The sequence below is a fragment of the Microvirga sp. HS2 genome (assembly GCF_055792805.1).
In genome coordinates this window covers 1-13,750 of record NZ_JBVVAJ010000064.1, presented here as the reverse complement: position 1 = coordinate 13,750, position 13,750 = coordinate 1, and the positions used below count along the sequence as shown (strand labels likewise).

11 protein-coding genes and 2 tRNA genes are annotated in these 13,750 nt (G+C 63.2%); 5 read left to right on the top strand and 8 right to left on the bottom strand.

From position 1 onward, the window contains the following. Window positions 1–155: 155 nt before the first annotated feature. Window positions 156–668, top strand: coding sequence for a DUF1003 domain-containing protein (locus ACS5Q0_RS26685; protein WP_473129665.1), 513 nt, complete (start codon window positions 156–158; stop codon window positions 666–668). A 14-nt stretch (window positions 669–682) separates the two neighbouring features. Here ACS5Q0_RS26685 and ACS5Q0_RS26680 read toward each other — a convergent pair. From ACS5Q0_RS26680 to ACS5Q0_RS26650, 7 genes are all read right to left on the bottom strand, one after another. Further along, window positions 683–758, bottom strand: a tRNA-Val gene (locus ACS5Q0_RS26680). A 154-nt stretch (window positions 759–912) separates the two neighbouring features. After that, window positions 913–1,191, bottom strand: a complete 279-nt coding sequence (locus tag ACS5Q0_RS26675; protein WP_473129664.1) for an HU family DNA-binding protein — start codon at window positions 1,189–1,191, stop codon at window positions 913–915. Between the two features lie 196 nt (window positions 1,192–1,387). Continuing rightward, window positions 1,388–3,814 (bottom strand): endopeptidase La, encoded by a 2,427-nt coding sequence (lon, locus tag ACS5Q0_RS26670; RefSeq protein ID WP_473129663.1) that lies wholly within the window; start codon window positions 3,812–3,814, stop codon window positions 1,388–1,390. 226 nt (window positions 3,815–4,040) lie between these two features. Then, on the bottom strand, window positions 4,041–5,306 hold the full coding sequence (gene clpX / locus ACS5Q0_RS26665; RefSeq protein WP_473129662.1) for an ATP-dependent Clp protease ATP-binding subunit ClpX: 1,266 nt from the start codon (window positions 5,304–5,306) through the stop codon (window positions 4,041–4,043). 224 nt (window positions 5,307–5,530) lie between these two features. Then, window positions 5,531–6,163, bottom strand: coding sequence for an ATP-dependent Clp protease proteolytic subunit (locus ACS5Q0_RS26660; protein ID WP_160885034.1), 633 nt, complete (start codon window positions 6,161–6,163; stop codon window positions 5,531–5,533). A 79-nt stretch (window positions 6,164–6,242) separates the two neighbouring features. Further along, window positions 6,243–7,640 carry a trigger factor gene (gene tig, locus ACS5Q0_RS26655; RefSeq protein ID WP_473129661.1) on the bottom strand — a complete coding sequence of 466 codons (1,398 nt, stop codon included), beginning with the start codon at window positions 7,638–7,640 and terminating at the stop codon, window positions 6,243–6,245. A 109-nt stretch (window positions 7,641–7,749) separates the two neighbouring features. Further along, a tRNA-Leu gene (locus ACS5Q0_RS26650) sits at window positions 7,750–7,834 on the bottom strand. Window positions 7,835–8,004: 170 nt separating this feature from the next. On the opposite strand from ACS5Q0_RS26650, the gene ACS5Q0_RS26645 reads away from it, so the two are divergent. Continuing rightward, the gene (locus ACS5Q0_RS26645; protein ID WP_473129660.1) at window positions 8,005–9,411 is read left to right on the top strand and encodes a multicopper oxidase family protein; all 1,407 of its coding nucleotides are present in this window, start codon (window positions 8,005–8,007) and stop codon (window positions 9,409–9,411) included. Here the strand turns inward: ACS5Q0_RS26645 and ACS5Q0_RS26640 are convergent. Further along, window positions 9,404–10,888, bottom strand: coding sequence for an NAD(P)H-hydrate dehydratase (locus tag ACS5Q0_RS26640; protein ID WP_473129659.1), 1,485 nt, complete (start codon window positions 10,886–10,888; stop codon window positions 9,404–9,406). The two genes, ACS5Q0_RS26645 and ACS5Q0_RS26640, sit on opposite strands and share 8 nt — an antisense overlap. A gap of 179 nt (window positions 10,889–11,067) precedes the next feature. On the opposite strand from ACS5Q0_RS26640, the gene ACS5Q0_RS26635 reads away from it, so the two are divergent. From ACS5Q0_RS26635 to ACS5Q0_RS26625, 3 genes are all read left to right on the top strand, one after another. Beyond that, window positions 11,068–11,406 carry a P-II family nitrogen regulator gene (locus ACS5Q0_RS26635; RefSeq protein ID WP_009490961.1) on the top strand — a complete coding sequence of 113 codons (339 nt, stop codon included), beginning with the start codon at window positions 11,068–11,070 and terminating at the stop codon, window positions 11,404–11,406. A 66-nt stretch (window positions 11,407–11,472) separates the two neighbouring features. Further along, window positions 11,473–12,882 (top strand): type I glutamate--ammonia ligase, encoded by a 1,410-nt coding sequence (gene glnA, locus ACS5Q0_RS26630; protein WP_473129658.1) that lies wholly within the window; start codon window positions 11,473–11,475, stop codon window positions 12,880–12,882. Between the two features lie 334 nt (window positions 12,883–13,216). After that, complete coding sequence (locus tag ACS5Q0_RS26625) at window positions 13,217–13,567, top strand: DUF1236 domain-containing protein (RefSeq protein WP_473129657.1); 351 nt, start codon at window positions 13,217–13,219, stop codon at window positions 13,565–13,567. The last annotated feature ends 183 nt before the right edge of the window (window positions 13,568–13,750 follow it).

Below are 13,750 nucleotides of genomic sequence, written 5' to 3'. Positions count from 1 at the left end.
AAGAGTGGAAGATGCCGCCACGGGAGTGGAGCATGGCGAAAGCCCAGTTCGCCATTCTGTTCGAAGGCCGCTTCAGGCTGGGATGATGAACCCGGCCCTTACACGGAAATTCCGACAGTCCCGCCCCCGCTCGGCACAGCGAATTTACATCCGTCCTGGAGCGCAACATCTCCGCCCTGCGGGAAAAGCGGCAGCAGGAGGAAAGCCGGGCCAGCCTCCAGGATCGCATTGCCGATGCCATCACGCGCTTTAGCGGCAGCATGCTGTTCGTCTATCTGCATCTGGCCTTCGTCGGAGGCTGGACCTTCGCCAATGCCGGACTGATCCCGGGCATCTCTCCCTTCGACCCGACCTTCGTGATCCTCGCGACGATCGCCTCGGTCGAAGCGATCTTCCTCTCCACCTTCGTGCTCATCAGCCAGAACCGGGCGGCAGCCGCGGCCGACCGCCGAGCGGAGCTCGATCTGCAGACCAACCTGCTCTCGGAGCATGAGATCACGCGATTGCTATCGCTCACGCGGGCCATCGCCCAGCGCCTCGGCGTGGACGAAGCGCGAGACCCAAGCCTCAACGAACTGGAGAAGGATGTGGCGCCAGAGGAAGTTCTCGACAGGCTCGCCGAAGAGGACAGCGAAGCCGCGCCTCGCGAAAATTCGCGCACGGGCTGACAGGAGAAGGAAGATGGTGGGCGGTGAGGGGATCGAACCCCCGACCTGCGGTGTGTAAAACCGATGCTCTACCAGCTGAGCTAACCGCCCTTCGCCTCACCTTCAGGAATCTGTCCCCGAGGGTGCATGCGTCATATCAGAAGCTGCAAATGTTTCCAGCCCCGATGCGCCTGACATAAAAAGAGAAGGCCAACAACGCAAGCGTGTTGGCCTTCTGTGCAAGCGAAAGCGGCTTTAAAAGCGATTACTTCGCGTTGACGGCGTCCTTCAGGCCCGCGCCGGCGCGGAACTTCGGAGTCTTCGAGGCCGGAACCGCCACCTTCTCGCCGGTGCGCGGGTTGCGGGCCTCACCGGCAGCGCGGTTGGTCACCACGAATGTGCCGAAGCCGACGATCTTCACCTCGTCGCCCTTCTTCAGAGCGCCGGTGATCGCCTCGATGGCGGCGTCGATCGCCTCACCAGCCTGGCCACGAGTAAGACCGACCTTGTCGGCGACGGCAGCAACGAGCTCGCCTTTGTTCATATCATATCCTCCAGTGATCACGGCGATCGCAGGTTATGTAGTATCACCGCTTCAGGGAGCACTCGTGTGGCGCAAAGCTAGTCCGTAGGCAAGCCCAAAGTGCCGAAAACAGGCCACTTTCTGCCGTTTCGCACCAAAAAAAGGCCCCGGATTCGCCATCCGGGGCCCTGATTTCATCTAACCTTGCGGCAGTCGCTTAGTGAGCGACGACCCCTGCCCCGTCCTCCTCGACGGCGGGCTTCGGACTCTTCAGGACCGAAGCCTCGTCCCATTCGATCGGCTCGGGCATGCGCACGAGAGCATGCTGGAGCACCTGATCCATGGTGGAGACCGGCACGACTTCGAGGCCGTTCTTCACGCTCGCCGGGATGTCGACCAGATCCTTGGCGTTCTCCTCGGGGATCAAGACCTTCTTGATGCCGCCGCGGAGAGCCGCAAGAAGCTTCTCCTTCAACCCGCCGATGGGCAGCACCCTGCCCCGCAGCGTGACCTCGCCCGTCATGGCGATGTCGCGACGGACCGGAATGCCGGTCACGACGGAGACGATTGCCGTCGCCATGGCGATACCGGCGGACGGACCATCCTTCGGCGTCGCGCCTTCCGGCACGTGCACGTGGATGTCGCGACGGTCGAACAGCGGCGGCTCGACGCCGAAGGCAACCGCACGGGAGCGGACATAGGACGCCGCCGCCGAGATCGATTCCTTCATGACATCACGCAGGTTGCCCGTGACGGTCATCTTGCCCTTGCCCGGCATGGCGATGCCTTCGATGGTGAGCAGCTCGCCGCCCACCTCGGTCCAGGCGAGACCCGTGACCGTGCCGACCGAATCCTCCGTCTCGGCCTCGCCGTAGCGGAAGCGCGGCGGACCAAGGAAGTCCGGCAGATTGGCCGTAGTGACCTCGACGGACGGCACCTTGGAGAGAAGGATCTCCTTCACCGCCTTACGGACGAGATTGTTGATCTCGCGCTCGAGGTTACGCACCCCCGCCTCGCGGGTGTAGCGGCGGACCAGCATGAGGAGAGCCTCATCGTTGATCTTCCACTCCTTCTCCTGAAGGCCATGCTTCTGCATGGACGACGGGATCAGGTGCGTACGGGCAATCTCGGCCTTCTCTTCCTCGGTGTAGCCCGCGATGCGGATCACTTCCATACGGTCGAGAAGCGGACCGGGAATGTTGAGCGTGTTGGCCGTCGTGACGAACATCACGTTGGAGAGATCGTAATCGACCTCCAGGTAATGGTCGTTGAACGTGTTGTTCTGCTCGGGGTCGAGAACCTCCAGGAGGGCCGCCGACGGGTCGCCGCGGAAGTCCATGCCCATCTTGTCGATCTCGTCGAGCAGGATGAGCGGGTTGGAGGTCTTGGCCTTGCGCATCGACTGGATGATCTTGCCGGGCATCGAGCCGATATAGGTCCGGCGGTGGCCGCGGATCTCCGACTCGTCACGGACGCCACCGAGCGACATGCGCACGAACTCGCGGCCGGTGGCCTTGGCGATCGACTTGCCGAGCGAGGTCTTGCCCACGCCCGGGGGACCGACGAGGCACAGGATCGGACCCGTGAGCTTGTTGGCGCGCTGCTGCACGGCCAGGTACTCGACGATGCGCTCCTTGACCTTGTCCAGACCGTAATGATCCGAATCCAGGATGTCCTGGGCGGCCTTCAGGTCCTTCTTCATCTTCGAGCGGCGGCCCCACGGAATGCCGAGCAGCCAGTCGAGATAATTGCGCACGACGGTCGCTTCCGCGGACATGGGCGACATCTGGCGCAGCTTCTTCAGCTCGCCCATCGCCTTCTCGCGGGCTTCCTTCGTGAACTTGGTCTTTTCGATCTTCTCCTCGAGCTCGGCCAGCTCGTCGCGACCCTCGTCGTCACCGAGCTCCTTCTGGATCGCCTTCATCTGCTCGTTGAGATAGTACTCGCGCTGCGTCTTCTCCATCTGACGCTTCACGCGGGTCCTGATGCGCTTCTCGACCTGCAGGACGGAGATTTCGCTCTCCATCATGCCGAGCACCTTCTCGAGGCGCTGAGCGACGGTCGGCGTCTCCAGGATCGCCTGCTTGTCGGCGATCTTGATGGCGAGGTGCGAAGCGATGGTGTCGGCGAGCTTCGCGGGCTCGTCGATCTGGGTCACGGCGGAGACGACCTCCGGCGAAACCTTCTTATTGAGCTTCACATAGTTCTCGAACTCGGCCACCACCGAGCGGGCCAGAGCCTCCGCCTCGATCTGGTCGCCGAGGGAGTCCGGAAGCACTTCGGCTTCGGCCTCATAGAATTCTTCGGTGCGGGTATAGGCCTTCACCTGGGCGCGGCTCGCCCCCTCGACCAGCACCTTCACGGTGCCGTCAGGCAGCTTCAGCAGCTGGAGCACGTTGGCCAGGGTGCCGACCTTGTAGATCGCATCCGCGGCAGGATCATCGTCCGTCGCATCGATCTGCGTCGCAAGCAGGATGTGACGGTCGTTCTTGACCACCTCCTCGAGCGCACGGATCGACTTCTCGCGGCCGACGAAGAGCGGCACGATCATATGGGGGAAGACGACGATGTCGCGCAGGGGCAGAACCGCATAGGTTCCGGTCGAGCCCGGAATGACAGGCTGACGAGGCTTCGACTGTGTCATGAGACAACATCCTTATGTCTGCGTCCGGAGGGCCCCTTGTATAAGCTGGTTCTCGGACGGGATACCGGAATGCTCAGGCTTTTGTTATGGGCTGCACCCGGTACGCGGGGCCATCCCTCGGGATGAGCGGACGACCGCCACGCAAGAAAGTATGTGGCGTTGCAGATGCAATGTTTCAAGAACCGTATCCGCAACGCCGACGATCATTGGAGGTCCGCGACGGGCCTCAGGCGCTGGCGCTGGTCTGCTCGGCCCGGTCGCCATGGATGAAGAGCGGCTTGGCCTTGCCCTCCACCACTTCCGGGCCGATGACCACCTGCTCGACGGAGTCGAGGCCGGGGAGATCGTACATGGTTTCGAGCAGGATGCCTTCCATGATCGAGCGAAGGCCGCGGGCGCCCGTCTTCCGCTCGATCGCCTTGCGGGCGATGAGGGACAGGGCCTCGTCCTGGAAGGTCAGCTGCACGTTTTCCATCTCGAAGAGACGCTGATACTGCTTCACCAGCGCGTTCTTCGGCTCCTGGAGGATCTTCTTCAGGGCCTCCTCGTCGAGGTCCTCAAGGGTCGCCAGGACCGGCAGACGGCCGACGAACTCGGGGATGAGGCCGAATTTCAGGAGATCCTCGGGCTCCACCTCGCGGAAGATCTCGCCCGTCCGGCGGTCGTCCGGCGCGCTCACCGAGGCGCCGAAGCCGATAGACGTGCCCTTGCCACGGCCTGCGATGATCCGCTCGAGGCCAGCGAAGGCGCCGCCGCAGATGAACAGGATGTTGGTCGTGTCCACCTGCAGGAACTCCTGCTGCGGGTGCTTGCGGCCGCCCTGCGGAGGCACGGAGGCCACGGTGCCTTCCATGATCTTCAGGAGGGCCTGCTGCACGCCCTCGCCCGATACGTCGCGGGTGATGGACGGATTGTCGGACTTGCGGGAGATCTTATCGATCTCGTCGATATAGACGATGCCGCGCTGCGCCCGCTCGACATTGTAGTCGGAGGCCTGGAGCAGCTTGAGAATGATGTTCTCGACGTCCTCACCCACATAGCCGGCTTCCGTAAGGGTCGTAGCGTCGGCCATGGTGAACGGCACGTCCAGGATGCGGGCGAGCGTCTGCGCGAGCAGCGTCTTGCCCGAACCGGTCGGACCGATCAGCAGGATGTTGGACTTCGCCAGCTCCACGTCGTTGTGCTTCGTTGCGTGGGCCAGGCGCTTGTAATGGTTGTGGACCGCCACCGAGAGCACCTTCTTGGCGTGCTCCTGGCCGATCACGTAGTCGTCCAGAACGCGGCTGATTTCCTTCGGGGTGGGCACGCCATCCCGGGACTTCACGAGAGACGATTTCGACTCCTCGCGGATGATGTCCATGCAGAGCTCGACGCATTCATCGCAGATGAAAACCGTCGGGCCAGCGATCAGCTTGCGAACCTCGTGCTGGCTCTTGCCGCAGAAGGAGCAGTACAGCGTACTCTTGGAGTCGTTGCCGCCAGCCTTGGTCATTATCACATCTCCAATTCGTGCCGGGACGGCCCTGTGCCGACCCTGCACCCTCTAAGTTATGAGCGCCGGAGCTAATGAAAGGTTCCGACGCCAAGGATTTTCACGTCAAATCGCCTGGCCTCCCGAATCCACATGCAATCACGGGCCGGGCGCGCGATCAACAGAAACGAGATTACAGGTTAAAAAGACGCACCTGGGGAGAATTTTTCCCCAGGTTTTAAGGATTAAGTCGGGGTTGCCGCCGGCTCGGGGCGCTTCTCGATGACCTGGTCGATCAGGCCGAACTCCCGGGCGGCCTCGGCCGTCATGAAGTTGTCGCGCTCGAGCGCCCGCTCGATTTCCTCGTAGTTCCGGCCCGTATGGCCGACATAGATCTCATTGAGCCGGCGCTTGAGGGCTTCGCTCTCGCGGGCATGGATCATGATGTCGGTGACCTGACCCTGATAGCCGCCGGACGGCTGGTGGACCATGATCCGGGCATTCGGGAGCGCGAAGCGCATGCCCTTCTCGCCCGCGGTCAGCAGGAGCGAGCCCATCGAGGCGGCCTGGCCGACGCAGAGGGTCGAAACCGGGCAGCGGATGAACTGCATGGTGTCGTAGATCGACAGGCCCGAGGTCACAACGCCGCCGGGGGAGTTGATGTAGAAGGAAATTTCCTTCTTCGGGTTCTCGGCTTCGAGGAACAGCAACTGCGCCACGATGAGCGACGCTGAATAGTCTTCGACCGGCCCCGTCAGGAAGATAATCCGCTCCCGCAGGAGGCGCGAATAGATGTCGAAGGCGCGCTCGCCGCGGTTCGACTGCTCGACCACCATGGGAACGAGCGTGTTGTTATAGAGCGCTACCGGATCTCTCATGTCTCACTGCTCCAAAGCGGCCGCGCGACATGCGCGGCCGTCTGATTGATGCAAGCTGCGAGACGCTCGAGATGAAGCGTTACTCGCTCTTGCTGGATTTCTTACCGCCCTTACCCTTCGGCTCGGAATCGGACCCTTCGGCGTCATCGTCGCTGAAGAGGGCTTCCTTGGAAACCGTCTCCTCATTCACCTTCACCTGCGAGAGGATCTGGTCGACAACTTTCTCCTCGAACAGAGGAGCCCGGATTTCAGCTAGAGCCTGCGGGTTCTTTTGGTAGAACTCCCAAACCTGCCGCTCCTGGCCGGGATACTGGCGGACCCGCTCGATGAGGGCCTGAGTCACCTCGTCGTCGGAGATCTTGATATCGGACTTCTCACCGATCTGCGCAAGGACCAACCCGAGACGCACGCGGCGCTCGGCGATCTTGCGGTAATCGGCCTTGGCCTGCTCTTCCGTGGTGTCCTCGTCGGCGAAGGTGCGGCCGTTCGACTTCATGTCGGCTTCGACCTGCGACCATACGGCAGCGAATTCCTGCTCGACCAGGCTCGGGGGCAGCTCGAAGCTGTACTTGGCATCGAGAGCGTCCAGGAGCTCCTTCTTCACCTTGCGGCGGGACTGAGCGTCGAAGTCGCGCTTGATGGCGTCGCGGATCGCGTCCTTGAGCTTGTCCAGGGACTCCATGCCGAAGCCCTTGGCCATCTCGTCGTCGATCTTCAGCTCGCCGGGAGCCTCGACTTCCTTCACGGTCACGTCGAACTCGGCATCCTTGCCGGCCAGGTGAGCGGCCAGGTAGTTCTCCGGGAACTTGACCTTCACGAGCTTGGTGTCGCCGGCCTTCAGGCCGATGAGCTGCTCTTCAAAGCCCGGGATGAAGGTGTTGGAGCCCAGCTCCACGCGGATGTCCTGGCCCTTGCCGCCCTCGAACTCGGCGCCGTCGATTCGGCCCACGAAGTCCACGACGACACGGTCACCGTCGGCGGCTGCGCCTTCCTTCTTCTCGAAGGAGCGGTTCTGCTTGGCCATGCGCTCGAGCGACTCGTTGATTTCCTCGTCGGAAACCTCGACGACCGGCTTCTTGACGCTCACGTCGGACAGGTCGGCCAGCTCGAATTCCGGCAGGACCTCGAGAGCGACGGTGAAGGCCAGGTCGCCCTTTGCGTCCATCGCCTTCTCGATCGTGTCCTTGTCCTCGGGGAACTGGATCTGCGGCTCGTGCGCGAGCTTGAGGCCGTTGTCCTCGACGATCTTGCGGTTGGCCTCGTTGACGGCGTTCTGGAAAACGTCGGACATCACGGAGCGGCCATAGACCTTGCGCAGGTGCGCGACCGGCACCTTGCCGGGGCGGAAGCCATTGAGCCGCACGCGATCCTTGATGTTGTCCAGCTCGCTGTTCAGGCGCTGCTCCAACTCGGTGGCCGGGAGCACGACCTTGAACTCTCGCTTCAAGCCTTGGGACAGTGTTTCCGTCACCTGCATTGTTCTATTCGCCTTCATTCACTCGCAAAATTGATGTTTGGCTCCGGCCGATGCGACATGGGGTGTCGTCAACCAGGTGCCAGGAGCCTCCGGACCCAATCCCGACGATTGGTGCGGGCGGAGGGAGTCGAACCCCCACGACTTGCGTCGCTGGAACCTAAATCCAGTGCGTCTACCAGTTCCGCCACGCCCGCTTGGGAGTAGCACGATATACGCGCCCCTCTTCCGGGACGCGGCTCTATACCATGCTTGGCGAGGCATGCATTAAAAAAGTTCGCGCGCAAGCACAAAGCAACCGAACTTGGCCTTTTCCGTTCAAGAAGATACCCCGTAACCTCCTTTTCCGTCCCGCGAGATCCGTCCCATGCTGACCCGCCGCGCCGCCGCCGCCGGCCTTGCCTCGACCCTGATCGGCCTGTCCGGACGAGCGGGGGCGCAGAGCCCCTCCCCGGTGCCGCCCGAGGACCCTTTGGGGGGCAACGGGCTCAGCTGGACCGTCGCCGCCAAGCCGCGGTCGCTCCGCCTGCGCTCCGATGCCGCCAAGGATGCCGATCTCTGGACCTTCAACGGTGAAGTGGCGCCGGTCTTCCGGCTGAAGCATGGGTCGGAGGTGCGGTTCCTCTTCGAGAATGGAACACCCCAGCCGTTGTCCCTGCATTTCCATGGCGTTCGGGGACCAAATGACATGGATGGCGTCGGAGGTTTCTCATTTCACGCTCTTCGCAACACCGTCGATGGCAAAGGTGTCTTCACGCAAGAACCTGTTTGGCCCGGCCAGCAATTTGAATACATCTTCACCCCTCCCGATCCAGGTACCTTTCTGATCCGTCCCTGCATTCTGGGGGAAAGCGCTGAACCCATGGAGCGTGGTCTATCGGCCCTGCTGATCGTCGAGGAGGCCGATCCTCCCCAAGTCGACCGGGATATCGCCCTGCTCGTGGACGACTGGGCCCTTGCCGAGGATGGCAGCCTTGCTCTTGGCAACCCCGCTCCCGGCGGGCGCCTGGGCAGCTTTCTGACCATCTCTGGAAAGCCGGCTCCGCAGCGGATCGAGGCACCGCCGGGCGGTCGCCTCCGCCTGCGGCTTGCCAATGCCTGCAATGCGCGCGCCATGCGCCTGCGCTTCGACGGGCTCAAAGCCTATGTGATCGCCGTCGACGGGCAGCCCTCCGCCGCCTTCGAGCCCCTGAAGGCGCCCCTGCCCTTCGCGCCCGGGAACCGGTACGATCTGCTCATCGAGCTGCCGCCGGAGGCTGGCCCTGCCGGGACTGTGACAGCCATGATCGGCGAAGGGTTCCGGATCGTCGAAATCGTCGCGGCAGGCGAAAGGCGCGAAACCTTGCCTCCCGTTGCTCCGCTGCCGCCCAACCCCAGGCTGCCGGATGTCATCAGGCTGCAGGCCGCCACACGCAAGGACGTGACGATCAAGGGCGACCCGAAGACGCCGGACGCTCCCTGGACGATCAATGGAGCGGCAGGCGTCCCATCGGCCGCGCCGCTCGTGAGGGTCAAGCGCGGCACTCCCGTGGTCCTGGCGCTGAGGAACGAGACCGGTTTCATTCAGCCTCTGCACCTGCACGGGCATGCCTTCCGGCTTCTGCATCCGCTCGACGACGGCTGGGAGCCCTATTGGCTCGATACGGTGCAGGTGCCGGAGAACAAGACGGTCCGCATCGCCTTCGTGGTCGACAACCCCGGCAAATGGCTTCTCGCCTCGACGGTCATGGAACGGTTCGACGCGGGCCTGTGGACTTGGATCGAGGTCACATAAGGAGCTTGCGCAGAACCCCCGGGATCAGCTCGGCCAGATCCTCAGCGATCAGCCCCGGCCCGAAGCTCGCTCCCGCCTCCGCATGGATCCAGACGCCTGCGGAGGCCGCCTCGAAGGCGGGCAGGCCCTGGGCCATGAGCCCCGCGGCAATGCCGCTCAGGGTATCGCCCGACCCGGCCGTTGCGAGATAAGGCGTGCCGTTCTCGTTGACGGCAACGCGCCCGTCCGGTGCCGCGATGACCGTGTCCGGCCCCTTCAGCACCACGACCGCGCCCGTATAGGCGGCAGCGCGATGGGCCCGCTCGATTTTCGATTCCGGATCAAGGATATCCGGGTGATCCTTGAACAGCCGGCTGAACTCGCCGTCATGGGGAGTGAGGACCGTCGGGGCGTGGCGGAAGGCCTGATGAAGCTCCGTGGCGAGACCTTCGAAGGAGGTCAGCGCATCCGCATCGAGCACAAGGCCGCGCCGGGCATGGGCGGCCACCGCCACCATGGCGCGGGTGCCGGAATGAACTCCGAGGGCCGGTCCGAGCACCAGGGCGTTCAGCCGCGTGTCCTGGAGAATGTGGTGAAGCCCCTCCGGCCCGTCGCAGCCCTTCAGCATGACGGCGGTGAGATGAGCCGCGTTGACCCCGAGAGCCTCCGGCGGCGAGGCTACGGTGACGAGGCCGGATCCGATCCGCAGCGCCGCCCGGGCCGCGAGCCGTGCGGCCCCGGTCCGCGTCGCGCCGCCGGAGAGGACGAGCGTGTGGCCCCGGTCGTACTTGTGAGACGATAGCTCGGGCTTGGGCAGCTTGTGGACCCACAGCGGCGGAGCGTTGGCGAAGAGCTTTCCGCCGACCGCCTCCAGAATCTGCCGGGTGATCCCGATGTCGGCCACCTCCACCGGGCCGCAGAATGCCCGGCCCGGCATCAGAACATGACAAGGCTTGCGAGCCGCGAAGGTCACCGTGCGCGACGCTCGGACCGCCATACCCCGCACCCGGCCTGTCGCACCATCCAGCCCTGAGGGCAGGTCGACGGCGAGAACGGGGCGGCCGGAGGCGTTGATGCGTTCGACGGCCAAGCGGGCCGCTCCGTCCAGATCGCGCGCGAGACCGGTGCCGAACAGCGCATCGACGATCAGGTCGGCCTCGGCGAACGGCAGGCTCTCGACCGGCTCGACGCCGCCCTGCCAATCCTTGGCCGCCAGCGCGGCGTCGCCGGCAAGTCGGTCGACGCTGCCCAGAAGCCCGAGGGAAACCCGATGACCCTGTTCGGCGAGAAGGGTCGCGACGACGAACCCGTCACCTCCATTCTGCCCAGGTCCCGCAGCGACGATCACCCGCGCCTCTTTCCTGAGCATCTCCGAAGCGGCGCTGGCGACGGCGCCGCCTGCCCGCCGCATGAGTTCGATGCCGGGAATCCCCATCTCGATGGTCCGGGCATCCGCTTGTCGCATGTCCTGGGGGGTGAGGATGAGTTCAGGAGGCATTCGAACCCTCAAAACTGGCGGAAAACGGCCCCTTGCCGACGAAAACCGCACATGCACAAACTTTGAGCAACTGTTGCTCTCCAGAGATGCAATTGCGCCCGATTTGAATCGTTGAATCCATGGAAGGCGCCCTGTGCTGGTGCTAAAAGCGGCAAGTCCCGAACCGAAACGGTTATCCGATGAAGAAAATCGAAGCCATCATCAAACCTTTCAAGCTCGATGAAGTCAAAGAAGCCCTTCAGGAGGTCGGACTCCAGGGCATCACCGTCATCGAAGCGAAGGGTTTCGGCCGTCAGAAGGGCCATACCGAGCTGTATCGCGGGGCGGAATATGTCGTCGACTTTCTGCCCAAGGTGAAGCTCGAGATCGTCCTGAACGACGACATGGCCGAAAGCGCCATCGAGGCCATCCGCAAGGCGGCCCAGACGGGCCGCATCGGAGACGGAAAGATTTTCGTGTCGACGGTCGAAGAGGCCGTCCGAATCCGTACGGGCGAGACCGGATCCGACGCGATCTGAATTCGCCATCCCGAACCGAGGCTTCAGGCCGAGGACTTATTCTAAGGGCAGAAGAGGACCAGCACCATGCAGACCGCCAAGGATGTGCTCAAGGCGATCAAAGATAACGACGTGAAATACGTCGACTTCCGTTTCACGGATCCGCGCGGCAAGTGGCAGCACGTGACCTTCGACGTCTCGATGGTCGATGAAGACCTGTTCGCCGACGGCATCATGTTCGACGGCTCGTCCATCGCCGGCTGGAAGGCGATCAACGAGTCCGACATGACCCTCATGCCCGACCCGACGACGGCGCAGATGGACCCGTTCTTCTCGGCCTCCACCCTGTCGATCAACTGCGACATTCTCGAGCCGGCAACCGGCGAGCCCTATAACCGCGACCCGCGCGGCATCGCCAAGAAGGCCGAGGCTTACCTTCGCTCCACGGGCATCGCCGACACGGTCTATGTCGGCCCCGAGGCCGAGTTCTTCGTGTTCGACGACGTGAAGTTCATGGCCGACCCCTATAACACCGGCTTCAAGCTCGACTCGTCCGAATTGCCGATCAACGGCGACACGGCCTACGAGGGCGGCAACCTCGGCCACCGCATTCCGATCAAGGGCGGCTATTTCCCGGTTCCCCCGCTCGACTCGGCCCAGGACATGCGCGGCGAGATGCTGGCCGCCATGAAGTCCATGGGCGTGACGGTCGAAAAGCACCACCACGAGGTCGCTTCCGCCCAGCACGAGCTCGGCACGAAGTTCAACACGCTCGTTCGCACCGCCGACGAGATGCAGATCTACAAGTACTGCATCCACAACGTCGCCCAGTCCTACGGCAAGACGGCCACCTTCATGCCGAAGCCGGTCTACGGCGACAACGGCTCAGGGATGCACGTGCACCAGTCCCTCTGGAAGGACGGCAAGCCGCTCTTCGCGGGCAACAAGTATGCCGACCTCAGCCAGGAATGCCTGTGGTACATCGGCGGGATCATCAAGCACGCCAAGGCGCTCAACGCCTTCACCAACCCGTCGACGAACTCCTACAAGCGTCTCGTCCCCGGCTATGAGGCTCCGGTTCTGCTCGCCTACTCGGCTCGCAACCGCTCGGCCTCCTGCCGCATTCCGTGGACGACCTCGCCCAAGGCCAAGCGCGTCGAGATTCGCTTCCCCGATCCGACTGCCAACCCCTACCTCGCCTTCACTGCGATCATGATGGCCGGCCTGGACGGCATCCTGAACAAGATCGATCCCGGTCAGGCGATGGACAAGGACCTCTACGATCTGCCCCCGAAGGAGCTCAAGAAGATCCCGACGGTCTGCGGCTCTCTGCGCGAAGCACTCGCCAGCCTCGACAAGGACCGCGCCTTCCTCAAGGCCGGCGGCGTCTTCACCGACGACTTCATCGACAGCTACATCGAGCTGAAGATGACGGAGGTCGCCCGCTTCGAGATGACCCCGCACCCCGTCGAGTTCCAGATGTACTATTCCGTCTAACGGAACGCGTTTCCTCCCGGCTGCATTTTCATCGCAGCCTTCCTGCCGGAGCCCTCTGGGCTCCGGCTTTTTTATTGCCACAAAGGAATTTAGGGACGGATTTTAGGAAAAGGCGACCTCGAACAAGGAACGCTTCCTGCTCCCCGGAGTTACCCAGCCCGACGCGGTCGCTTGAGGCGGCCGTGCTTGAGCCCGCCCAGGCGAGGCTCGAACGCTTACAGCAACGGACCCAATTCAGTTTCAGATCCGATGCTGCAGGTTTGGAAAGGCCGCATCTTTTCGCGCAAAAGCGGACACCCCTTTTGCGCCCGATGCTCTAGAGGAGGAGAGAAACATGAAGAGCTCTATGATCGCAGTTGCAGCCGCTGTCGGCCTTCTCGCCGCAGTTCCGGCCAGCGCTCAGACCTCGGTGACGACCACGACCACGGAAAGCACCGGCTCCATCACGATCGCTCCGGAAAAGCGCACGGTCATCCGTGAGCGCCTGAGCACGGCCAAGCCCGTGACGGTGAAGGAAAAGGTGACCGTGGGCGCGACCGTGCCGGACACCGTCGAGCTGCAGACCGTTCCGGACACCATCGTGTCGGATGTCCCCTCCGTGAAGGGCTACAGCTATTTCGTTTACAACGACGACGTGGTCCTCGTGGACCCCAAAACCCGCAAGGTCGTGACCATCGTCCAGTAAGACGCCTCGCGTCGCAAGACCGCCCGGCAACGGGCGGTCTTTGCGCTTCATGCGCCAAAGAAAAAGGCCCGGGTTTCCCCGGGCCTTTTCTGTCGCGAGAGCGACGGATCTTAGTAGGTGCCGAAGCGGTAGTTGAGGCCCGCGCGCACCACACCGAAATCGGTGTCGCCGGTGCTGAAGGTG